This window comes from Providencia zhijiangensis, assembly GCF_030315915.2.
In the GTDB taxonomy this organism is placed as follows: Bacteria; Pseudomonadota; Gammaproteobacteria; order Enterobacterales; family Enterobacteriaceae; genus Providencia; species Providencia zhijiangensis.
Genome location: NZ_CP135990.1, coordinates 2,314,082 through 2,337,547, shown reverse-complemented (window position 1 = coordinate 2,337,547; position 23,466 = coordinate 2,314,082). Strand labels below are relative to the sequence as shown.

At 43.3% G+C, this 23,466-nt stretch carries 17 protein-coding genes; 12 read left to right on the top strand and 5 right to left on the bottom strand.

Going from position 1 to position 23,466, the window contains the following annotated elements; genetic code table 11:
• Positions 1–28: 28 nt before the first annotated feature.
• The 3 genes from QS795_RS10705 to ackA form a co-directional block, all read right to left on the bottom strand.
• Positions 29–1,156 carry a hypothetical protein gene (locus QS795_RS10705; protein WP_286268664.1) on the bottom strand — a complete coding sequence of 376 codons (1,128 nt, stop codon included), beginning with the start codon at positions 1,154–1,156 and terminating at the stop codon, positions 29–31.
• 138 nt (positions 1,157–1,294) lie between these two features.
• Positions 1,295–3,424: a phosphate acetyltransferase gene (pta, locus tag QS795_RS10700; protein ID WP_154600249.1), complete on the bottom strand. Its 2,130-nt coding sequence runs from the start codon at positions 3,422–3,424 to the stop codon at positions 1,295–1,297.
• 81 nt (positions 3,425–3,505) lie between these two features.
• Entirely contained in the window at positions 3,506–4,708 is a 1,203-nt protein-coding gene (ackA, locus tag QS795_RS10695; RefSeq protein WP_286268663.1) for an acetate kinase, read from the bottom strand.
• Positions 4,709–5,346: 638 nt separating this feature from the next.
• On the opposite strand from ackA, the gene yfbV reads away from it, so the two are divergent.
• The 4 genes from yfbV (at position 5,347) to QS795_RS10675 (ending at position 9,118) form a co-directional block, all read left to right on the top strand.
• Positions 5,347–5,802: a terminus macrodomain insulation protein YfbV gene (yfbV, locus tag QS795_RS10690; RefSeq protein ID WP_036952713.1), complete on the top strand. Its 456-nt coding sequence runs from the start codon at positions 5,347–5,349 to the stop codon at positions 5,800–5,802.
• Positions 5,803–5,963: 161 nt separating this feature from the next.
• Entirely contained in the window at positions 5,964–6,458 is a 495-nt protein-coding gene (locus tag QS795_RS10685; protein ID WP_036952716.1) for a YfbU family protein, read from the top strand.
• Between the two features lie 68 nt (positions 6,459–6,526).
• Entirely contained in the window at positions 6,527–7,201 is a 675-nt protein-coding gene (locus tag QS795_RS10680) for a sugar phosphatase (protein ID WP_286268662.1), read from the top strand.
• 87 nt (positions 7,202–7,288) lie between these two features.
• On the top strand, positions 7,289–9,118 hold the full coding sequence (locus tag QS795_RS10675; RefSeq protein ID WP_154602880.1) for an SLC13 family permease: 1,830 nt from the start codon (positions 7,289–7,291) through the stop codon (positions 9,116–9,118).
• 619 nt (positions 9,119–9,737) lie between these two features.
• On the opposite strand, the gene yfbR is transcribed toward QS795_RS10675, so the two are convergent.
• Both yfbR and QS795_RS10665 read right to left on the bottom strand, forming a co-directional pair.
• Positions 9,738–10,319: a 5'-deoxynucleotidase gene (gene yfbR, locus QS795_RS10670; RefSeq protein ID WP_181477306.1), complete on the bottom strand. Its 582-nt coding sequence runs from the start codon at positions 10,317–10,319 to the stop codon at positions 9,738–9,740.
• A gap of 484 nt (positions 10,320–10,803) precedes the next feature.
• Positions 10,804–12,018 (bottom strand): pyridoxal phosphate-dependent aminotransferase, encoded by a 1,215-nt coding sequence (locus QS795_RS10665; RefSeq protein ID WP_154602878.1) that lies wholly within the window; start codon positions 12,016–12,018, stop codon positions 10,804–10,806.
• Positions 12,019–12,828: 810 nt separating this feature from the next.
• On the opposite strand from QS795_RS10665, the gene QS795_RS10660 reads away from it, so the two are divergent.
• The 8 genes from QS795_RS10660 to nuoH all read left to right on the top strand — a co-directional run bounded on the left by QS795_RS10660 (position 12,829) and on the right by nuoH (position 23,462).
• Positions 12,829–13,737, top strand: coding sequence for a LysR family transcriptional regulator (locus QS795_RS10660; RefSeq protein WP_154602877.1), 909 nt, complete (start codon positions 12,829–12,831; stop codon positions 13,735–13,737).
• 980 nt (positions 13,738–14,717) lie between these two features.
• Entirely contained in the window at positions 14,718–15,161 is a 444-nt protein-coding gene (locus QS795_RS10655) for an NADH-quinone oxidoreductase subunit A (protein WP_036952734.1), read from the top strand.
• 18 nt (positions 15,162–15,179) lie between these two features.
• Positions 15,180–15,854: a NuoB/complex I 20 kDa subunit family protein gene (locus tag QS795_RS10650; protein ID WP_004912254.1), complete on the top strand. Its 675-nt coding sequence runs from the start codon at positions 15,180–15,182 to the stop codon at positions 15,852–15,854.
• A 74-nt stretch (positions 15,855–15,928) separates the two neighbouring features.
• Positions 15,929–17,731, top strand: coding sequence for an NADH-quinone oxidoreductase subunit C/D (gene nuoC / locus QS795_RS10645; RefSeq protein ID WP_286268654.1), 1,803 nt, complete (start codon positions 15,929–15,931; stop codon positions 17,729–17,731).
• Between the two features lie 2 nt (positions 17,732–17,733).
• The gene (gene nuoE / locus QS795_RS10640) at positions 17,734–18,306 is read left to right on the top strand and encodes an NADH-quinone oxidoreductase subunit NuoE (RefSeq protein WP_225575697.1); all 573 of its coding nucleotides are present in this window, start codon (positions 17,734–17,736) and stop codon (positions 18,304–18,306) included.
• Complete coding sequence (gene nuoF, locus QS795_RS10635; RefSeq protein ID WP_036952742.1) at positions 18,303–19,664, top strand: NADH-quinone oxidoreductase subunit NuoF; 1,362 nt, start codon at positions 18,303–18,305, stop codon at positions 19,662–19,664. Before nuoE ends, nuoF begins: the two co-directional genes overlap by 4 nt.
• Positions 19,665–19,752: 88 nt before the next feature.
• Complete coding sequence (gene nuoG / locus QS795_RS10630; RefSeq protein ID WP_318626468.1) at positions 19,753–22,485, top strand: NADH-quinone oxidoreductase subunit NuoG; 2,733 nt, start codon at positions 19,753–19,755, stop codon at positions 22,483–22,485.
• Positions 22,485–23,462: an NADH-quinone oxidoreductase subunit NuoH gene (gene nuoH / locus QS795_RS10625; protein WP_036952747.1), complete on the top strand. Its 978-nt coding sequence runs from the start codon at positions 22,485–22,487 to the stop codon at positions 23,460–23,462. The genes nuoG and nuoH overlap by 1 nt, the downstream gene beginning before the upstream one ends.
• The last annotated feature ends 4 nt before the right edge of the window (positions 23,463–23,466 follow it).

The window sequence follows — 23,466 nt, the reverse complement described above, 5'->3', positions numbered from 1 at the left end:
GGACTACTTTGGTAGTCCTTTTGTATTTTTATGATTTATAAAATTTAGGTTCTTTGATTTTATTGGACAGTGGGTATTGATGAAGTTTATCGGCGTAGGACGTATTAATCTCGATGATTTTCTCATGTTGAGAATTAACTAAGCATTCTTGCTGAGACATTATTTTTTCAATGAGATTAAAAAACTTTTTCTTATTTTCTGTTATATAAAGTCCTTTATTAGGCTCAAAGAACTTGAATATGATTTTATCGTTAATATGTTTAATCGTGATCCCCATAGCATGATCTTTAGTTAGAAAATCACAAATGGTATCTTTCTGTTGTTGTAGTCGATTATTAATTCGCTGTTTGAATTGCTCAAAGGTTATATAATTTTTTGGATTTAATTTTACATTATTATCAATAATCGTATAGGCGTCATATTTTATATTATATTGGCTATTTCTTTGTGTTATTTGATACTTAATGATTTTTTTCTGGTGGTTTTTAACTAATTCAAAAAATGGTTTAATGCCGTTGATTGATAAATCAGTCATTGCAAAGTTAGAACATTTTTTCTTGATTTCTCGAATAGTTGATTTTATTAGATTAACTTCAAATTGACTTTTCATTTTTAATATATTATCCAGGGCACTTGTTGATGTGGAATAGGTGTAAAAATATAACTGATGTAATAATTTTTTAAAATCAATGGCATCATCTTCTCCTATATTATCCAGTAATAACGCACTGTTTTTAAAAAATACGGCATTGATTGAGTTAAGCATGTTTCTTTGTTTTAACTCTCTGTTATCATTTTGAAAATCAAATTTTTTTATGGCATGGTCAATATGCAGAACATAATCAATTATTTTCTGTCTATAAATAATTTGACAAAAGGCATTATTTAAAAAAGTATGATAATGGTGAATATTCTTCTTGGAGTTATGTGTTTTTTTCAATGCTATCGCCAGATTTTTTATATATGTTTTTTCATCATTTGCATGGGCATAAAATAAGAAAGTATGTGTTAATCCATAACAGACACCTTTTTCGGCTTCTTGAATATTTTTAATACCGATTATATTACGGGAAAACTCATTTTTAACGGTATCTTTAAAATGATCTGTTAATTTTATCTGTTTAAACTTAATACTGACTCTTTGGGGGATAATCATAATCATCCTCAATATTTTTGTGAAAATATAGAGGTTAATGATATGAAATGAGGGGAATATCATTTTCATATAACGATGAAAAAACAAAGTCAACCCGTTTCCGGATTGACCTTTTAACACAAAGCTTAATAACTAAGATTATGCGTTTTCGTTTTGTACCGCTTGAATCGCAGTCAGTGCAACAGTGTAAACAATATCGTCTACCAGTGCGCCACGGGATAAGTCGTTAACGGGTTTACGCATACCTTGCAGCATTGGACCGATAGAGACTAAGTCAGCAGAACGTTGTACTGCTTTATAGGTGGTATTACCGGTGTTCAAGTCTGGGAAGATAAACACAGTTGCTTTACCCGCAACTGGCGAGTTTGGCGCTTTAGATTTTGCCACATCAGCCATTACCGCAGCATCGTACTGTAATGGGCCGTCGATCATCAGGTCAGGGCGTTTTTCTTGTGCTAAACGTGTTGCTTCACGTACTTTCTCAACATCACTACCCGCACCGGAATTACCCGTAGAGTAAGAGATCATTGCAACGCGAGGTTCGATACCAAACGCTTTTGCTGAATCCGCAGATTGAATTGCAATTTCAGACAGTTGCTCAGCTGTTGGATCTGGGTTAATCGCGCAGTCACCATAAACAAACACTTGCTCTGGCAGCAGCATAAAGAATACAGAAGAAACTAATGAGCTACCTGGTGCAGTTTTGATTAACTGTAATGGTGGGCGAATGGTGTTTGCAGTTGTATGAACAGCACCAGAGACTAGACCATCTACTTCGCCTTTTTCCAGCATCAATGTGCCCAGAACAACGTTATCTTCCAGCTGTTCACGAGCAACGACTTCGGTCATGCCTTTGCTTTTACGCAGTTCGACTAAACGAGCAACATATTCTTCGCGAACTTTAATTGGGTCAACGATTTCGATGCCAGCGCCTAATTCGATACCTTGAGATGCCGCAACGCGGCGGATATCATCAGGATTACCTAACAGTACGCAGGTTGCGATACCACGTTCAGCACAAATCGATGCTGCTTTAACGGTACGTGGCTCATCACCTTCTGGTAGCACGATGCGTTTGCCAGCTTTACGAGCCAGTTCAGTTAACTGGTAACGGAATGCAGGAGGAGACAGACGGTTAGGGCGCTCAGAATCAGCAACCAGAGATTCAATCCAATTACTGCTAATGTGGCGAGCCACATAGTTTTGAATTTTTTCGATACGCTCATGGTCATCAGCTGGGACTTCAAGGCTGAAACTTTGCAGATTCAGCGAAGTTTGCCATGTGTTGCTGTTCACCATAAACACAGGTAAGCCCGTTTCAAATGCTTGTTCACAAAGTTTGCGAATAGGTGCATCGATATCATAGCCACCAGTTAGTAAGATAGCCCCGATTTCTACGCCGTTCATTGCCGCCAAAGAGGCAGAAACCAGCACGTCAGGGCGGTCAGCTGAAGTCACTAACAATGAACCTGGGCGGAAGTGTTCCAGCATGTGTGGAATGCTACGTGCGCAGAAAGTGACGGATTTAACGCGGCGAGTGTTGATTTCACCTTCGTTAACGACTTTTGCATTTAAGTGTTTTGCCATGTCGATTGCACGAGTGGCAATCAGGTCAAAGTTCCAAGGAATTGACGCTAATACTGGCAGATTTAAACACTCCAGCGCTTTGGCATCGATATTTGCCACAGTCGCTTTGGTTGAATCATCAAAGATTTCAGACAGGTCAGGGCGAGTACGACCTTGCTCATCAACGGGTGCGTTAACTTTGTTAACGATAACCCCAATGATGCTTTCATTACGTTGGCCACCAAATTCGTTACGAACCAGCTCTAAACGCTCTTGCATTTGCTGGATTGAGCTATTGCCCGGCGCAGTAACAAAGACAATTTCAGCGCCTAAGGTTTTGGCGATTTCGTAGTTCAGTGATTGTGCAAAAGAGTGCTTGCGAGTTGGGACTAAACCTTCGATTAGGATCACTTCCGCATCTTTAGTGTGGTCGTGGTAGCGAGCCACGATCTCTTCCATCAAAATATCTTTCTTTGATGAAGTCAGCAGAGATTCCACATATTCCATTGTTAGTGGTTCAACAATGGTCGTGATGCTGGAGTGTGAACGTAAAACTTCAGTGGTTTGGTCTTTATTACCGGAAACGCGTGGTTGTGCGATAGGTTTAAACACACTCAGCTGGACACCTTTTTGTTCCATTGAGCGGACGACACCCAGACTAACGCTGGTTAAACCAACGCTGGTGCCAGTAGGAATTAGCATAATTGTACGGGACACAGGAACCTCGTTTTTTGGTTACTCTAAAGCAGTACCGCCAGCATAAGGCTGGCGGCAAGAAAGTCTTTATGCTGTTAAGCGTGCAGCATCTTGGGCAATCACCAACTCTTCATTGGTTGGGATAACCAGTGCCGGACGGCTGTTGTCGGTGGTGATAACACCTTCTTTACCGAAACGTGCAGCTAAGTTGCGCTCGTGGTCATATTCAAAACCAAGGATTGCCAGTTTCTTCAGCGTGATCTCACGCACTTGTGCAGAGTTTTCACCGATACCGCCAGTGAAGATAATTGCATCAAGACGACCTTCCATCAGCGCGCTGTACGCACCAACATATTTTGCTAAACGGTGGCAGAACACATCCATTGCACGGGTTGCATCCGCTTTAGTGCCGTAGTTATCTTCAACATAACGGCAGTCGCTAGTCACGCCAGTTAAGCCCAGTAAGCCAGATTCTTTAGTCAGCATTTTGTTGATTTGGTCAACGCTCATGCCTAATGAATCATGTAAGTGGAAAATAATCGCAGGGTCGATATCGCCGCTACGAGTACCCATGACTAAGCCTTCTAATGGAGTTAAACCCATTGATGTATCAACACATTTACCGTTAACGATAGCAGATACTGAACCACCATTACCTAAATGGCAAGTGATAACGTTCAGTTCATCAACTGGCTTGTTCAGTTTTTTCGCCGCTTCACGAGAAACGTAGAAATGGCTAGTACCGTGCGCACCATAACGACGGATGCTGTGCTCGGAATATAACTCGTATGGCAGTGCATACAAGTAAGCTTCTTCAGGCATTGTCTGATGGAATGCTGTATCGAATACCGCTACGTTTTTGGTGATCAGATGAGGGAATGATTTTCTCGCTTCTTCAATACCGATAAGGTGAGCAGGGTTATGTAATGGCGCGAATGGGATTGCCGCTTTAATACCCTCGATGACTTCGTCATCAATAACAACAGAAGAAGTGAATTTCTCGCCACCATGAACAATACGGTGACCGATAGAGGAAATCTGTGCGGACAATTCAGGCTTAGCAGCAAGAATTGTGTTTACGATGAAGTTCAGTGCTTCGCTGTGTGCTGCGCCTGCACCTAAAGGTGCTTCATGTTTTTCACCGTCCATTTTCCATTTAATACGAGCTTCAGGTAAATTAAAACATTCAGCTAAACCTGATAGAAATTCATCTCCATTAGTCGGATCGATGATTGCAAATTTCAGTGAGGAGCTACCGCAGTTTAAAACCAGTACCAGCTTACTTGACATGGAAATACCTATCTTAGTTGATGTTGTGAAGCCCGTTATGAGGACACACAGACTTAGTTGAAAAATGTAATTCGCTAGAGCCTAGCGCATTTATATCCGACCAATTCATGATTGATATCATGATATGTGCAAAAAAGTACATGGGTCGATGATTTTACAGGGTTTTCTCGCGCAAACGTTACGTGATGCTGTTAAATAACTGTGAAAAATAAGTCACAGTATCGTGTTGAAATAACGTGCAGAACCCCAATATATCACTGTTGTTGACTTATTAAAGAGAACTATTAAGTAACATAGTTCGGCAGTAATTCTAATTACGGTCGATTCTACTAAAACTATTTTATATTTTATACGTTTTTTTTAAAAATAGGGCGTTTGGTTGATTAAAATCATAAATGCCATATAAAGTGTAGTTATAGCGGTGAGTTACGTATTCAAGAGAATAGCGGGTTTCATTTAAGTTAGCTTAATTAAAGCTAAATTTGTGAAAATTAACTTAAAAACTGAGTGTGCGTTCACGCTGAATTTGACGTAAGCTAGCCATAGATTGATATTGTTTTTGTGATGGCAGATTGAAATTGATAGTCACTGAAAATCAATAGCAGTAAAAAAATGAATAAGTAGTAGGAAATTAATTGATGAGCACAATGCAAAGTACCCCTCCAGGTTTTTTTAAACGCTTCAGATTAGGTAATCACTATCTGAAGGTTTTTCCTATGGAAAAAAAGCTAACGCCACTGTTTCCTGAACTACGTATCAATAAAGCGATTCGGTTTGGGATCCGCTTTATGCCGCCCATTGCGATATTTACGCTGGCTTGGCAAATTGCGTTAGGCGGGCAGTTAGGCCCAGCTGTCGCAACGGCATTATTTGCCTGCAGCTTGCCAATGCAAGGGTTATGGTGGTTAGGTAAGCGTGCCGTTACACCATTACCGGCAGGGTTATTAAGCTGGTTCTATGAAATTCGCGATAAATTTACTGAAGCGGGAATTGCGATGGCACCCGTTGAGCAGCAGCCTGACTATATGGCGTTAGCCGAACTTTTGAAAAAAGCGTTCAATCAGTTAGATCATACCTTTATGGAAGATATCTAAACAGTTCATTGAACCTTATTTAGCATTCGATTTGATAACAAACCGTTATTTAACAGTAATTAACGCAAAATAACTGTTTAGATCAATAAAAGTGATATTTAATCTGTGCATTATCAACATTGAATGCGAAGATTGCAGAAAATTATCAACGGAGAGCTGTGATGGAAATGACCAATGCTGAACGCTTAATTTTATCCAATCAATATAAAATGATGACCATGTTAGACCCAGATAACGCAGAGCGTTACCGCCGTCTACAAACTATCATTGAGCGTGGATTTGGTTTACAAATGCGCGAGCTGGATAGGGATTTTGGTGAACTCAGCGAGCAAACGTGCCGTACGGTTATTGAAGTAATGGAAATGTACCATGCGCTGCAAGTTTCTTACGGCAACATGGAAGATAAACATGGTGTGGATGGCCGTCGTGTGCAGTTTTTGGGCTTTGATGCTGCAACGGAAGCGCGTTATCTGAGTTACGTGCGCTTTATGGTCAATACCGAAGGGCGCTACACCCATTTCGATAGCGGAACTCATGGCTTTAACTCACAAACACCAATGTGGGATAAATATTTAAGAATGCTGAAAATTTGGCAAGCTTGTCCTCGCCAATATCACCTTTCAGCGGTTGAGGTTTCTCAAATTCTCAATGCTTAACCTATCTTTTTAGGTGGACGCATTTACGTCTTGTATTAGGTAGCTGATTTTCTAAAAAAGGGTTTGATGTGAAGTTAAAAGCAAAAGGTTTTTTATTCGATCTCGATGGAACATTGGCGGACTCACTGGCTGTCGTTGAGCGTTGTTGGTGTTTATTCGGCGATAGAATTGGTGAAGATCATCAAGCGATTATCGACTATATCCATGGAAAACCTGCAATGACCACATTGCGCCATTTCCTACCTAATGCAAGCGAAGAAGAGCTACAGAGCCATTTTTGTTGGTTAGAGAAAATGGAAAGCGAAGATATGGACGGCGTTGTTGCACTGCCGGGTGCAACAGCGCTGTTATCTTTACTGAATAAATTAGGTGCCCCTTGGGCGATTGTAACATCGGGCACAGTGCCAATTGCTCACGGACGCCGAGCCGCAGCGGGTTTACCTGAGCCGAAGCACTGGGTCACGTTTGAAAAAGTCTCTAAAGGCAAACCTGATCCAGAACCGTTCCAATTAGGGGCGAAAAGCCTCGAGCTGCCTCCTGAAGAGTGCATTGCTTTTGAAGATGCGCCAGCAGGGATCCATTCAGCATTAAGTGCGGGTTGCCAAGTTATTGCGGTTCATGATCCTGAAGGTATGCCAAGACGAGATGAAATCTCTGCAATTATTAGTACATTAGAACAAATTTCCGTGACAGGCCCTGACAATAACGGCTATTTTGAGCTTTTCGTGTCGAAAAACGTCTAATTGCGATCTAATCAAAGAAATCCTCTGAAAAACATGGTTAACTAACTAAAATCTTTAGCCTGTTTTTTTTCGTCGAAAGGGGATACTTTGAACGGAGAATTGCTGTGGGTGCTAACCCTACTATTGATCGCGGTTGTTCTATTTACTACCAATAAAGTCCGCATGGATGTGGTTGCCTTATTAGTGATTGTGGCGTTTGTATTAAGTGACACACTGACCTTACAACAGGCAACGGCGGGTTTTGCGGATCCTAACGTTTTGTTGATTGCCGCTCTATTTGTCATCGGTGATGGTCTGGTTCGTACCGGAATTGCCTACCAAATGGGGGAGTGGCTTGTCCGAGTCGCAGGCAGCAGCGAAAGTAAAATGCTGGTCTTTTTAATGATGACGGTGGCGGGGCTCGGTGCATTTATGAGCTCCACTGGCGTGGTCGCTATCTTTATTCCGGTGGTGCTCAGTGTAGCGGCACGGATGAAAACCTCACCAAGTCGATTAATGATGCCGCTGGGCTTTGCTGGCTTAATCAGTGGCATGATGACATTAGTCGCAACACCGCCCAACATGGTGGTGAACAGTGAATTAGTTCGCGAAGGATTACCCAGCTTTCAATTTTTCTCAATTACCCCGATAGGGCTGCTTATTTTAATCGCGGGTATTGGCTATATGTGGCTAACTCGTCGCTGGTTAGGGAGCAATGAGCCGGATAAACAACCTGTTAAATATCAACGCAGTTTCCGTGACCTGATCCGCGATTATAAATTAGCAGGACGCGCTCGCCGATTAGCTATTCGTAAAGGCTCTTCACTGATAGGACACACGCTTGATGAGCTTCATTTACGTTCCCGTTATGGTGCAAACGTGGTGGGGATTGAGCGCTGGCGTAAGTTTCGCCGTGTGATGGTGAGTGCAACGGGGGGAACTGAGCTACGCGAGCGCGATGTTTTGCTGATTGATATTTCAGTGACTGACGATGAACTACGCCAATTTTGCAGTGAGCAACTTCTTGAACCGATGATCTTGCGTGGGGATTATTTTTCCGAGCAATCAAGGGATGTCGGGATGGCGGAAGTTTCCATGAACCCAGACTCAGAATTATTGGGTAAAACGTTACGAGAGATTAAATTTCGTACCCGATATGGTTTAAACATCGTAGGGATCCGCCGTGATGGAAAGGCCCTTGATGGAAAGCTAGTGGATGAACCTCTGCGCTTAGGGGATATTTTGCTGGTCATTGGAGACTGGAAGCTGATCCGTATTCTATCGACCAAACCACGTAATTTTATCGTATTGAACTTAGCCGCTGAAGTTGAGGCCGTTGCCCCAGCCTCCTCACAAGCCCCTCATGCATTATTTTGCCTTGCACTCATGGTGGCGATGATGGTCACCAATGAAATTCCTAACTTTATTGCAGCATTAATTGCCTGTTTATTAATGGGAAAATTTCGCTGTATTGATATGGAAAGTGCGTATAAGTCAATTCATTGGCCGAGCATTATTTTGATCGTTGGGATGATGCCGTTCGCTATCGCTTTACAGGAAACGGGGGGGATAGCCCTCGCGGTAGACGCACTGATGAAGGTAGCTGGCGGATTGGGGCCTCATGTCATGCTAGTCTGCCTGTTTATTCTATGCGCGACGATAGGCTTGTTTATTTCCAATACGGCCACTGCAGTATTAATGGCACCGATTGCCATTGCCGCCGCGCGCCAAATGGAAGTCTCTCCGCTACCGTTTGCGATGGTGATTGGTATTGCGGCATCCGCTGCGTTTATGACTCCCGTTTCTTCCCCTGTGAATACATTGGTATTGGGCCCCGGTGGTTATAAATTTGCAGATTTTCTTAAGATTGGCGTGCCCTTTACGATAATTGTGATGTTTATCAGCGTGGCTGTGATCCCCGTTTTATTCCCATTTTAAAATAACTTAGGCTCTAAATAGTAGAGCCTAAGTTTTCTTAATATAAATTAAAAATAGTACGAAATATTATTCACTCGGCTACTGTTTCCGTCGTGAATACTGCTAGATTGAATTTCACCTTACCAGTGAAAAAATTAGGAGGTTACTATGGCGTAGAATGAAAATATAAATCTGAATGAAAAAGCATTATCGAATTATTATTATGGCTACCTGAAACTTGAAAAATTTTGGGGGCAAGATTTAAAAAGGTTATTTTAACGCATTCGTTAGGTACGGCTGTTGTATTATTGGATGACAAAAAAGAGTTGGGTCTTGTTGCGGATAAAGAAATTTTGACGGATGTTTTTGGGATTTAAATATTTAATTGGAGCAACAACCAATTGTTGGCATATTACATTCTGGACACAGATAGGCAGTGTTTATGAATCATCTTTAGGGTTTTCTTACAATATCACCGCGAAAGATCATGGAAAGGCAACATTAGGGATTAACGGTGAATCGGAAAGAATGTATGTGAGCTTCCTGAGTTCTTCGAGCGGCTCAACCGCCATTCATATTCGATAATGCAATATCAGGGAAGGTAAAAGTAGGAATGACATTTGCCATTCCTTATATTTTATCAATTACTGATTTCATCTAATGAAAGCGTAAAACTGGGTACAAACGTTTTCATAAAATATTCCATTTCAGGGCTATTGCGCTCCGCGAGCATTTTTTCAAGGCGTCTTTTGGCTAACTTGAATTCGCTATTACCTGCGGATAGCTCTTCTAAACATTTTAAATAGGCACATAAAGTATCTGCTTGTTTTACAATAAAATGTTCTTCTTCAGACTGCAGTTCTTCTACCAGCAAACATTTAAAATCGTCTTGCAACTCTTCTGGCAGCATATCCAACAATTTTTGTTGGGCAAACTTCTCGATTTTTTTATATTCGTGGGCGATTTGCTGATTGTGATATTTAATGGGCGTTGGTAAGTCACCGGTGATGACTTCACTGGCATCATGATACATGGCGAATAGCGCAATTTTTTCGGGGTTGACATTTCCCTCGAATTTGCGGTTTTTAATGACCGCGAGAGCATGTGCCACCATGGCCACTTGTAAGCTATGTTCGGAGACATTCTCGGTACGTACATTACGCATTAGTGGCCAGCGATGAATGAGTTTCATTCTAGCGAGATGGGCAAAAAAGTAACTCATAAGACCCTCATTAATGATGGATTAATCTGCAAAATTATAGCGCTATTACAGCGACAGGGATATCAGAATAATGGAATTTATTCGCTAATAGATTGTTAGTTAAGACAAAGATAATGTCAGTATTAAATTCTATTAAAGATGAATTAATAAATAATATTTTTCAATCTAAAAATAAATACAAATAAAGATGCTCATATTAGGAGGGTCTCAATTGTATTTTTATATTTTATTTCAATTAATATTTGAATGGTTTATTTAAATCATTACAATCAAGATGATATTTAATTGAAAATAATCTGAGGATGAGATGAAATATTTCCCAATAATTTTAGTTCTGTTTTTCTTAGCAGCTGTTTACTTTATTTCTATTATTTAATTAATCTAATAAAGACTATTGAATTTGGAGTTTCATAGAGAAACTTGTTTTTATTAAGATAAAAAAATAGCCCTTATTTGGGCTATTTTATTTTGATAAAACGAAAATTTATTGACGATAGTTTTCTAAGAAACGACCAAATTTATTGATTGCCATTTCTAAGTCATCTGCATAAGGGAGGGTGACAATACGGAAATGGTCTGGGTGTGGCCAGTTAAATGCGGTTCCCTGAACTAATAGCACTTTTTCTTGCAGTAACAGGTCAAGGATCATTTTTTGGTCATCGTGGATATTAAAACGTTTAATATCAATTTTCGGGAACATATACAGGGCGCCTTGTGGCTTAACACAAGAGACACCAGGAATTTGGTTAATCAGTTCCCATGCACGGTTACGCTGCTCGTATAAACGACCACCCGGTTGGATAAATTCGCTGATACTTTGGTAACCGCCTAATGCTGTTTGGATAGCGTGTTGCATTGGCACGTTAGCACATAAGCGCATAGATGCCAGCATTTCTAACCCTTCAATATAGCTTTTGGCTTGTTTTTTCGGGCCATTTAATACCATCCAGCCTTGGCGGAAACCTGCGACGCGATAAGTTTTTGATAACCCGTTAAACGTGACAGTCAGTAAGTCAGGTGCCAGTGCAGCGATAGAGTGGTGCTGCGCATCGTCATACAGAATTTTATCGTAAATTTCGTCGGCGAAGATAATCAAACTATGTTGACGAGCAATCTCGACGATTTCCATTAATAGCTCTTTGCTGTACACCGCACCTGTTGGGTTATTTGGGTTGATGATGACAATCCCGCGGGTACGTGGGCTGATTTTCTTGCGGATATCGTCAATATCCGGCATCCAGCCTTGTTGTTCATCACACATATAATGAACAGCATTACCGCCCGATAGCGAAACAGCCGCTGTCCAGAGTGGATAGTCAGGGGCTGGAACCAGCATTTCATCGCCATTGTTTAATAGCGCTTGCATGGCTTGAACGATTAATTCAGAAACACCGTTACCGATATAGACATCTTCAACGGTCATATCGTGGATATCACGGGCTTGGTAGTGTTGAACAATTGCCTTACGCGCGGAATATAAGCCCTTGGAATCACAGTAACCTTGCGAGCTTGGCAGATTGCGCAGGACATCAACGAGGATCTCATCAGGTGCTTCAAAGCCAAACGGTGCCGGGTTACCAATGTTCAGTTTTAGGACTTTATTGCCTTCTTCTTCTAAGCGTTTCGCTTCTTTTAAAACTGGCCCACGAATGTCATAGCAAACATTATCGAGCTTATTGGATTTCATTATCGTATTCATGGTTCTCTCATTACCCTAACGGGCTCGCAATCATAGGGGACTTCCGGCGTTACTATCTACTGTACTCCTCCCTCGGAAGCTTTTGAAGATGCTAGATAATTTTTGGTGCAAAAGGTTGGTTTAGACATAAAACAGATATGTGCTATCTTAAAGTATTGAATAAGTCAGATGATGGTTCTTATTATGGCTATTAAGTTGGAATCTAATTCTGATAATTATCGTGGTTTTGGAGTGTGTTAGTGAATGAGTCGTAAAAAAATGGCGGAAAAGTCGCGTAATGACAAAGTGACAAAAATTGTATCACTCTGTAAGTTTGCATCTTAAATCATTAAATTAGAAATAAATTTAACTATTGGTCGGGGCGTTTTGGGTGGTTTTTGGCTTTTTTTGTTAGCAATATTGATTATTTTAATGAGAATATTCTTAGTGAAACCGTGGTTATAATGTTTAGTGTATTGATAATTAATAAAATTGTTAATTTACATCATATGTTACATAAAGAGCTTACATTAAAATAATTGCAACTACATTAAATATGTTACTATTTAGTCTTCTTCAATTAATTCGTGCTTATTGAGTTTTACGTTAATCAACCCCGCTTTAATTGATAGAAATTTAAAACGCTAATTGGATAATTAAGCTGTTTAAGTTAATTATCAAATAGATATAGCAATATAGAGTATTGAATACAATAAATGCAGATCTACGGATTAGAAATGCAAAAAGTTGGATTATTTTTAAGACTCGCTGATTCTCACGGAGGAGAGCAGAAACACCAGGTATCATAAAATTATATAAAGAGAATGTACGATGATAAATTCCAATCGTCCCATAATGAACTTAGATCTCGATTTACTACGCACATTTGTCGCAGTGGCTGATCTTAACACTTTTGCCGCTGCTGCTGCCGCAGTATGTCGAACCCAGTCCGCTGTTAGTCAGCAGATGCAACGTTTAGAGCAATTAGTTGGTCGTGAATTATTTGCACGCCACGGGCGTAATAAGCTATTAACTGCCCACGGTTTGCAATTACTCGGCTATGCGAGACAGATTTTACGTGCTAATGACGATGCCACCGCATCTTTAACCTATAACGATGCAGACGGTGAATTGCGTATCGGGGCATCCGACGATACAGTCGATATCTTATTACCTTTCTTACTAAACCGTATTGCCTCCGTATTTCCACGCATCGCGGTAGAAGTGAGAATTAAACGAGCTCAGTTTATTGAGTCAATGTTAGATAATCATGAAATTGATTTAGCATTGACGACAAGCCGTATTCCTCAGCACCCAAAAACAGCATTAAGAACTGTCCCGATTTTATGGCACAGCGCACCTGATTTTCAGCTACGTACAAATGAGCCAATTCCATTGGTGGTAATGGATGAAACGAATCCATACCGTAAGTTATGTACTCAGGCATTAGATGAAGCAGGCTTACCATGGCATGTGGCTTATGAAGCTGCATCATTACCAGCGGTTCGTGCCGCGGTGAATGCAGAAGTCGGAGTGACTGCTCGCCCAATGGAAATGCAAAACGCAGATCTGCGTGTTTTAGGTGAGTCAGATGGTTTACCGCGTCTACCAGATATTCAGTACTGGTTATATAAAAATGCGGATGAGCAAAAAGATTTTGTGCTCACTGTCTTTAATGCCATTGAAAACAAAAAAATCTCTTATGCTGTTGCTGACCAAACTGAGAACAGCGCCCAATAAGAGAGCAATTTGTCCTTATCGATAAAATAGGGTTTTTATCAATGATAAGTGGCAAACATACATAGAGTGATATTATCCGGCTGAATCAGTTAATCCTGACTCAGCCGTTTTATTTTTATGAATATCCCGCCTGAAAACCGCCTTCACAATTTTACGCATTCCAATTGTTATCAAAATGTTCTTAACTGAAATTTACTGACCGTACTCATTAAGTGCTTAATAGGGGAGGAAGGCGATTTTTGCAGTACGATATTTTACTTAAGAATGAGGTGATAAAAAAGTGAACAATGTTTCTGTTCAATAGGTGACAAAATGCACGAATTAACCACTTATTAAGTATGGATTTACGCGTAAGAGCATGAAATAATTGTGATGTATATGGCATAACATGAAATTCATTAGTTAGTTAACGATTTGTTACGCTGTTAACAATATTTATTTGCTGAATTGATAAAATAGCTGAGAGTAGTCATAGGCTTAGTAGGGATGATGAATAAAAATTCGTTACTGCCTCTTAAATTAAATTCGGATGTTATGTAAACAAATTGAGTATTTTTTCAATAAATCTGTGCGTTAGATCAAATAAAAAGCACATTTTTTCGTCTGTTAAGACAGGTTTTTCCTGAGATAATGGTGTAGTAAAAGCGAATAATCAGTTAGACTACTTTGCGTGTTTATTTGTGTATAGTAACACTGACACGTTTTAGCAGTTAATGAGTTATTTTTGTTTCGCAGATGTTTTTCGTGTGTGAATTATTTGTAATAAATACGGTTATTTTGTCTCATTTGAGCAAAATAAAATGTAGTGAGAGAGGGGCAAACCAAACAGCGGTCGTCAGGCTGATTTTAGTTTGGGGGATCTTTTAGTTTTGAGGTCAATTTTGGTCTTTCTTCTCGATTAACTGGGCAATTGTGGTGCAATACTGCCGTGTTATAAAAAAGAGCAGTTAAGTACCATAAGTAATGAGTAAGCAACGAGTATGTCTACATCAATCCTAGAGTTAGCCCATAACTGGGGCTTTGCTATATTCCTTCTCGGCGCTATTGGTCTTTGCGCTTTCATGTTGACCGCAGGTCATTTCTTGGGTAGCCGCGCCAAAGCCAGAACAAAACACGTTCCCTACGAGTCAGGTATTGACTCTGTCGGTAGTGCTCGTCTTCGTATGTCAGCCAAGTTCTACTTGGTCGCGATGTTTTTCGTGATCTTCGATGTGGAGGCTATGTTCTTATTTGCATGGTCTGTCGCCATCCGCGAAGCGGGATGGGTCGGTTTCATCGAAGCCGCTATTTTTATCTTGGTATTGTTGGCGGGATTATTTTATCTGATCCGCGTTGGTGCACTCGATTGGACTCCAATCCGTTCACGTCGCGCAGTTAAAGGTCCTAGTGAAGTTATTAAAATCAGCAATCGTCATCCGCAGTAAAAAGCGAGGCATTATACAATGGATTATACGCTCACCCGCATAGATCCGAACGGTGAGAACGACCGTTACCCACTGCAAACTCAAGAAATCGTTACTGATCCCCTTGAGCAGCAAGTTGAAAACAGTGTGTATATGGGGAAATTATCCCATGCACTTCATGATGTGGTGAACTGGGGACGTAAAAACTCTCTGTGGCCATACAACTTCGGTCTTTCATGTTGCTATGTAGAAATGGTGACGTCGTTCACGGCTGTTCATGACGTAGCCCGCTTTGGTGCGGAAGTACTGCGTGCTTCTCCTCGTCAAGCCGACTTTATGGTTGTTGCGGGAACTTGTTTTACCAAAATGGCTCCCGTCATCCAGCGCCTTTATGACCAAATGCTTGAACCAAAATGGGTTATCTCCATGGGGTCATGTGCGAACTCAGGTGGGATGTATGACATCTACTCTGTTGTTCAAGGCGTCGACAAATTTATTCCCGTGGATGTGTACATTCCAGGCTGCCCACCACGCCCTGAAGCCTATATGCAGGCTCTCCTTCTGTTACAAGAATCCATCGGCAAAGAACGTCGCCCACTTTCATGGGTTGTCGGTGATCAGGGTGTTTATCGTGCGAATATGCAGTCAGAAAGAGAAAGAAAACACGGTGAACGTATCGCAGTAACCAACCTGCGTACCCCTGACGAAATTTAAGGCTTTTAGCCATACAGCGTAACAGAGCAATGTTGTTGCGAAATAATAAACCTGATCAAGCGTTATGGTGAAGAATGATGACAGATCAGATAGCGCAAGCGAGTCATAATCAGCCAGAATGGCAGACACAAGATCACATTAATGATCCTGTGCTTCTGGAACTGCGCAACCAATTTGGCCCGGATGCCTTTTCAGTTCAAGCAACCCGCACTGGCATGCCAGTGGTTTGGGTACGCCGTGAACAATTACTGGAAATTGTAGATTTCTTAAAGAAACTACCTAAACCTTATGTGATGTTGTTCGACTTACACGGAGTCGATGAACGCCAGCGTATTCATCGCCAAGGTCTGCCTGAAGCGGACTTTAGTGTGTTCTACCACATCATTTCCATTGACCGAAATCGCGACATCATGTTGAAAGTGGCTCTTAATGAGAAAGACTTAAACGTGCCATCGGTGGTTTCTTTATTCCCAAATGCCAACTGGTATGAGCGTGAAGTATGGGACATGTTCGGGATCACCTTCCAAGGTCACCCGAATTTACGTCGCTTGCTGATGTCTCCAAGCTGGGAAGGTCATCCGCTGCGCAAAGATTACCCTGCGCGCGCCACGGAATTCGATCCCTTTGTTCTGACTAAGCAAAAGCAAGATCTGGAAATGGAAGCATTGACTTTCAAACCAGAAGAGTGGGGCTTAGATCGCGGAAATGAAAACGAAGATTTCATGTTCCTGAACTTGGGTCCAAACCACCCATCTTCTCACGGTGCATTCCGTATCGTGCTGCAATTGGATGGTGAAGAGATTGTTAACTGCGTTCCCGATATCGGCTACCACCACCGTGGTGCAGAAAAAATGGGTGAGCGTCAGTCATGGCATAGCTATATTCCTTATACCGACCGTATCGAATACCTCGGCGGTTGTGTGAATGAGATGCCATATATTCTTGCGGTTGAAAAACTGGCAGGTATTGAAGTACCGGATCGCGTAAAAACTATCCGTGTCATGATGTCTGAACTGTTCCGTATCAACAGTCACCTACTGTATATCAGTACCTATATTCAAGACGTTGGTGCGATGACGCCAGTGTTCTTTGCGTTCACTGATAGACAAAAAGTGTACAACGTGATTGAAGCGATCACTGGTTTCCGTATGCACCCAGCATGGTTCCGCATCGGTGGGGTTGCTCACGATTTACCGCGTGGCTGGGATAAATTACTGCGTGAATTATTAGACTGGTTACCGAAACGCCTAGAATCCTATGTGACTTCTGCGCTGAAAAACTCCATTTTGAAAGGTCGTTCTATTGGTGTGGCATCTTACACCAAGGAAGAGGCATTAGCGTGGGGCGTGACAGGTGCAGGCTTACGTGCAACGGGTGTGGATTTTGACGTACGTAAAGCACGTCCTTATTCAGGTTATGAAAACTTTGAATTCGACATTCCAATCGCCCATAACGGTGACTGTTATGACCGCGTAATGATCAAAGTGGAAGAGATGCGTCAAAGTATCCGTATTCTTGAGCAGTGTCTGAAGAATATGCCTGAAGGTCCATTTAAAGCTGATCATCCACTGACAACGCCGCCGCCGAAAGAGCGCACATTGCAGCATATCGAAACCCTAATCAACCACTTCTTACAAGTGTCTTGGGGCCCGGTAATGCCAGCTAACGAATCATTCCAGATGGTTGAAGCAACCAAAGGGATCAACAGCTACTACCTAACCAGTGACGGCAGCACCATGAGCTATCGTACACGTATTCGTACCCCGAGTTATGCGCACTTGCAGCAAATTCCGGCGACAATCAGAGGTAGCTTGGTTTCTGACTTAATTGTCTATCTGGGTAGTATCGATTTTGTAATGTCGGATGTGGATCGCTAACCATGCATAATGAACAAGATAAACAAGGTCAATGTGGCACTGGCCAATGCGGCTGTAACAGCCAGTCTGACGTGGTGAATACCTTCGAACCGCAAGCTAATCACGGTTTTGTTTTAACCGAACATGAGCGTGCGGAAATTGAAGGGGAAAAACACCACTACGAAGATGCACGCGCGGCGTCAATTGAAGCGCTGAAAATTGTGCAAAAAAATCGTGGCTGGGTAGAAGATGGCGCTATTCATGCTATCGCTGAAGTTTTAGGCATTCCTGCGAGTGACGTAGAAGGCGTGGCAACATTCTATAGCCAAATTTTCCGCCAACCAGTGGGTCGCCACATTATTCGTTATTGCGACAGCGTTGTTTGCCATATTACGGGCTACCAAGGCTTAGAAGCTGAAATTATTAAACAGCTGAGTATTCGCCCAGGTCAAACCACCGCTGATGGTCGCTTTACGCTGCTGCCAACCTGTTGCTTAGGTAACTGTGACAAGGGTCCAACGATGATGATCGATGACGATACCCACAGTCATGTGCAGCCTGAAAATATTCAAAAGCTACTGGAGCAGTATCCATGACAAACTTCTCCGCAAACCCTGTGATCCGTACTGCGGAAACTCATCCATTAACTTGGCGCCTACGCGATGACGCGCAGCCAGTCTGGTTAGATGAGTATCGCAGCAAAAACGGATACAAAGGTGTCGAACGTGCCCTCAAAGGCATGGCTCCTGATGAAGTGGTTAACCTTGTCAAAGATGCCGGACTGAAAGGTCGTGGTGGTGCAGGGTTCTCGACGGGTCTGAAATGGAGCTTAATGCCAAAAGACGAAAACATGAAACTGCGTTATTTCTTATGTAACGCGGATGAAATGGAGCCGGGCACTTATAAAGACCGTTTATTGATGGAACAACTACCTCACTTATTAGTGGAAGGGATGATCATCGGCGCTTATGCATTAAAAGCCTACCGTGGTTATATCTTCTTACGTGGTGAATATGTTGAAGCGGCGAAACATTTACGTCGCGCCATCGAAGAAGCCAAAGCAGCGGGTCTCTTAGGTAAAAACATTCTCGGTTCGGGCTTTGATTTTGAGCTATTTGTGCATACCGGTGCAGGTCGTTATATCTGTGGTGAAGAAACCGCACTGATTAACTCCCTTGAAGGTCGTCGTGCAAACCCACGCTCTAAACCACCATTCCCTGCAAGTTCAGGTGCATGGGGTAAACCGACCTGCGTTAATAACGTCGAAACTATCTGTAACGTGCCTGCAATTCTAGAGCACGGTGACCAGTGGTATATCGATTTAAGCGCGGGCAAGAGTAAAGACGCGGGCACTAAGCTGATGGGCTTCTCTGGACGTGTGAAAAATCCAGGTCTGTGGGAACTGCCATTTGGTACAACGGCGCGCGAAGTCTTAGAAGATTACGCGGGCGGTATGCGTGATGGATTAAAACTCAAAGCATGGCAACCGGGGGGCGCAGGAACTGACTTCCTGACCAACGATCACCTCGATTTACCGATGGATTTCGAAAACATTGCAAAAGCAGGCAGCCGTTTAGGTACAGCGCTAGCGATGGCAGTCGATAACGAAATCAACATGGTTTCTTTAGTGCGTAACTTAGAAACCTTCTTCGCGCGTGAATCCTGTGGTTGGTGTACACCGTGCCGTGATGGTCTGCCTTGGAGCGTAAAAATTCTACAGGCACTGGAAAAAGGTGAAGGCCAAGAAGGGGATATCGAAACCCTTGAACAACTTTGCCGTTTCTTAGGGCCCGGCAAAACCTTCTGTGCACACGCACCGGGTGCGGTTGAGCCATTACAAAGCGCCATCAAATATTTCCGTGGAGAGTTCGAAGCGGGTATCTCGAAAAAAGATCTGCGTAACATCGTACAGATTGCCGGGATCCAGCCAAACCTGCTCAAGCAGCGTTGGTAAGCATTTAGCGATTGAGCAACCGCTAAACGAATTTTTGACGAAGAACGTATTTATGTTTAACGCCTGCTAAAGCGGGCCTTTGGGAAGCATGCTGACTATGGCTACGATATATGTAGACGGCAAAGAATATGACGTAAACGGGTCTGAAAACCTGTTACAAGCCTGCTTATCGTTGGGGCTAGATATTCCTTATTTTTGCTGGCATCCGGCGCTGGGAAGCGTTGGCGCTTGCCGCCAGTGTGCGGTGAAGCAGTATCAAAACGCGGATGACACTCGTGGTCGCCTCGTGATGTCTTGTATGACACCGGCAACGGAAGGCACTTACATCTCAATCGATGATGAAGAAGCCAAACAATTCCGTGAAAGTGTTGTTGAATGGCTGATGACCAACCACCCACATGACTGCCCAGTCTGTGAGGAAGGCGGTAACTGCCACTTACAAGATATGACGGTGATGACCGGTCATACCATGCGTAAGTATCGTTTTACAAAACGCACGCACGTAAACCAAGATCTCGGTCCATTCATTAGTCATGAAATGAACCGCTGTATCGCGTGTTACCGTTGCGTTCGTTACTACAAAGATTATGCCGATGGCACCGACTTAGGTGTGTATGGCGCGCATAACTATGTCTACTTTGGTCGTACTGAAGATGGTACGCTGGAAAGTGAATTTTCCGGTAACCTCGTCGAAGTGTGCCCAACAGGGGTATTCACCGACAAAACGCACTCAGAACGCTATAACCGTAGATGGGATATGCAATTTGCACCGGGTATCTGCCAACAGTGCAGCATCGGTTGTAACACCAGCCCAGGTGAGCGTTATGGTGAACTGCGCCGTATTGAAAACCGCTATAACGGTTCTGTAAACCACTACTTCCTGTGTGACCGTGGTCGCTTCGGTTATGGTTACGTAAACCGTAAAGACCGTCCTCGCCAAGCGCTGTTAACCAAAGATGGCGTCCAGCAGGTGATCTCGGCGATTGAAGCAATGCAAAGCGGTGCGCAGATTATCAATCAAGCGAAGAAAGTGATTGGTATCGGTTCTCCACGTGCTAGCGTCGAAAGTAACTACGCACTGCGTGCTTTAGTCGGTGCGGAAAACTTCTACTCCGGCATTTCTAAGGATGAACAACGTCGCTTAGCGCTGATGCAAAACATCCTGCAAAACGGCGGTGTTTACACCCCTACATTGCGTGAAATCGAAGGCTACGATGCCGTTTTAGTTCTGGGTGAGGATTTGACTCAGACGGGCGCACGTATGGCATTATCTGTTCGCCAAGCGGTGAAAGGTAAAGCCCGTGAAATGGCAGCGGCACAGAAAGTCGCTGACTGGCAAATCGCGGCTATCCAAAACATTGGTCAACACGCCAAGTATCCACTGTTTATCACTAACGTGGATGACACGCGTTTAGATGATGTCGCGGCTTACAACTACCGTGCACCAGTGGCGGATCAAGCGCGTTTCGGTTTTGCGATTGCTAACCTGATCAACGGTGACGCACCAGCAGTGAATGATTTACCGGCTGATGTGAAAGCGAAAGTAGAAACTGTGGCTCAAGCTTTAGCGGGTGCGAAAAAACCTCTGATTATCAGTGGTAGCCATAGCGCTAGCGATGCAGTGATCGAAGCCGCAGCTAACGTGGCATTTGCGCTGAAAGCGAAAGGGGCGAACGTCGGTCTGTCTTATGTCGCGTCTCATGCCAACAGCTTTGGCCTCGCGATGATGAACGCATTGCCATTAGAAAATGCGTTCTCACGCATTGAAGCGAACGAAGCGGATGTGGCTATCGTGATGGAAAATGACCTTTACCGTCACAGCACCGTGGATGCCGTCAATAGTGCATTAGCGAAATTGAAGCACCTGATCGTGGCAGACCACCAGCACACGGACATCATGGATAAAGCGACATTAGTCCTGCCAGCGGCAAGTTTTGCTGAAGCAGACGGTACGCTTATCAACCAAGAAGGTCGTGCTCAACGTTTCTTCCAAGTCTTTGATCCAACTTACTACGATAACAGCATCGTGATGAACGAAAGCTGGCGCTGGATGCATTCGCTGCAAACTGAAGCGCAGCAACGTGATGCCGATTGGTCACAATTAGACCACGTTATCGAAGAGTGTGTGGCTGCACTGCCGCAGTTTGCGGGTATTAGAGATACGGCACCGAAAGCCTCTTTCCGCATTCGTGGACAGAAACTGGCGCGTGAACCGCATCGTTACAGCGGCCGTACGGCAATGCTGGCGGACAAATCGGTTCATGAACCGCGTCAACCGCAAGATATCGACTCACCATTTGCGTTCTCAATGGAAGGGAATAACCAACCGAAAGCGCCACGCCAGCAAATTCCATTTGCATGGGCACCGGGCTGGAACTCACCACAAGCATGGAACAAATTCCAGGCGGAAGTGGGCGGACACTTACTGTTTGGTGATCCGGGTGTGCGCTTATTCAATTCGACAGAAGGCAAATTAGCGTACTTCACTGAGGTTCCTGCGGCTTACCAAAGCGGCGAAGCACAGTGGGTTGTGGCACCTTACTATCATCTATTTGGTAGTGATGAAACCTCACAACGTTCTGATGTGATCCAGCAACGTATGCCAGAGCCTTATATCATGTTGAACGCGCAAGATGCGGCTACACTCGGTCTAAATGCTGGCGTAAAAGCTGAATTTAGTCATGCAGGTCAAACCTTTAATCTGCCAGTGCGCATTAGTCAGCACCTTGCTGTGGGTCAAATCGGTTTACCTCTGGGTATGCCGGGAATTGCTCCGGTAATGGCGGGCGTGTCAGTGAATAATCTGCGGAGGGGCGCATGATGGATTGGATTTCTCCTGCGGTGATGGAAGTCCTGATTTCCATCCTTAAATCGGTTGTTATCTTGCTGGTTGTCGTGACCTGCGGGGCATACATGAGTCTCGGCGAACGCCGTATTCTCGGTCTATTCCAAAACCGTTACGGTCCTAACCGTGTGGGTCCATTTGGAATGGGGCAACTGATTGCCGACATGTTCAAAATGTTGTTTAAAGAGGACTGGATCCCAGAGTTTGCGGACAAGAAAATCTTTACGCTTGCACCAGTTATCGCATTTTGTTCTCTGTTCTTAGCGTTTGCCATTGTGCCAGTCAGTCCGACTTGGCACGTCGCTGATCTAAACATCGGGATCTTATTCTTCCTGATGATGGCAGGTCTGGCAGTGTACGCGGTACTGTTCGCCGGTTGGTCAAGTAACAACAAATACTCCTTATTGGGTGCGATGCGTGCATCGGCTCAAACGGTGAGTTATGAAGTGTTCTTAGGCTTGTCACTAATGGGTGTGGTCGCGCAAGCGGGTTCATTCAACTTAATCGACATCGTGAATTCCCAAGAGGGTATGTGGAACGTGATCCCACAATTCTTTGGTTTTATCACGTTTGCGATTGCGGGTGTCGCGGTATGTCACCGTCACCCATTTGACCAGCCAGAAGCGGAGCAAGAGATTGCCGACGGTTACCATGTGGAATATTCCGGTATGAAATTCGGTCTGTTCTTCGTGGGTGAATATATCGGTATCGTGACTGTGTCTGCGCTGATTGTAACGCTGTTCTTTGGTGGTTGGCATGGTCCGTTCCTGCCTGCTTTCCTGTGGTTTGCGATTAAAACAGCCTTCTTCATGATGATGTTCATCTTGATCCGTGCTTCATTACCGCGTCCACGTTATGACCAAGTAATGTCCTTCGGCTGGAAAATTTGTCTGCCACTGACACTGCTTAACCTGCTGGGTACCGCAGCAGTGATTTTATACAACGCTCAGTAAGGGG

Coding starts and splice junctions, on each gene's coding strand:
- QS795_RS10705 (WP_286268664.1), bottom strand. CDS start 1,156: ATGATTATCCCCCAAAGAGTCAGTATTAAGTTTAAACAGATAAAATTA.
- pta (WP_154600249.1), bottom strand. CDS start 3,424: ATGCTAATTCCTACTGGCACCAGCGTTGGTTTAACCAGCGTTAGTCTG.
- ackA (WP_286268663.1), bottom strand. CDS start 4,708: ATGTCAAGTAAGCTGGTACTGGTTTTAAACTGCGGTAGCTCCTCACTG.
- yfbV (WP_036952713.1), top strand. CDS start 5,347: ATGAGCACAATGCAAAGTACCCCTCCAGGTTTTTTTAAACGCTTCAGA.
- QS795_RS10685 (WP_036952716.1), top strand. CDS start 5,964: ATGGAAATGACCAATGCTGAACGCTTAATTTTATCCAATCAATATAAA.
- yfbR (WP_181477306.1), bottom strand. CDS start 10,319: ATGAGTTACTTTTTTGCCCATCTCGCTAGAATGAAACTCATTCATCGC.
- QS795_RS10665 (WP_154602878.1), bottom strand. CDS start 12,018: ATGAATACGATAATGAAATCCAATAAGCTCGATAATGTTTGCTATGAC.
- QS795_RS10660 (WP_154602877.1), top strand. CDS start 12,829: ATGATAAATTCCAATCGTCCCATAATGAACTTAGATCTCGATTTACTA.
- QS795_RS10655 (WP_036952734.1), top strand. CDS start 14,718: ATGTCTACATCAATCCTAGAGTTAGCCCATAACTGGGGCTTTGCTATA.
- QS795_RS10650 (WP_004912254.1), top strand. CDS start 15,180: ATGGATTATACGCTCACCCGCATAGATCCGAACGGTGAGAACGACCGT.
- nuoC (WP_286268654.1), top strand. CDS start 15,929: ATGATGACAGATCAGATAGCGCAAGCGAGTCATAATCAGCCAGAATGG.
- nuoE (WP_225575697.1), top strand. CDS start 17,734: ATGCATAATGAACAAGATAAACAAGGTCAATGTGGCACTGGCCAATGC.
- nuoF (WP_036952742.1), top strand. CDS start 18,303: ATGACAAACTTCTCCGCAAACCCTGTGATCCGTACTGCGGAAACTCAT.
- nuoG (WP_318626468.1), top strand. CDS start 19,753: ATGCTGACTATGGCTACGATATATGTAGACGGCAAAGAATATGACGTA.
- nuoH (WP_036952747.1), top strand. CDS start 22,485: ATGGATTGGATTTCTCCTGCGGTGATGGAAGTCCTGATTTCCATCCTT.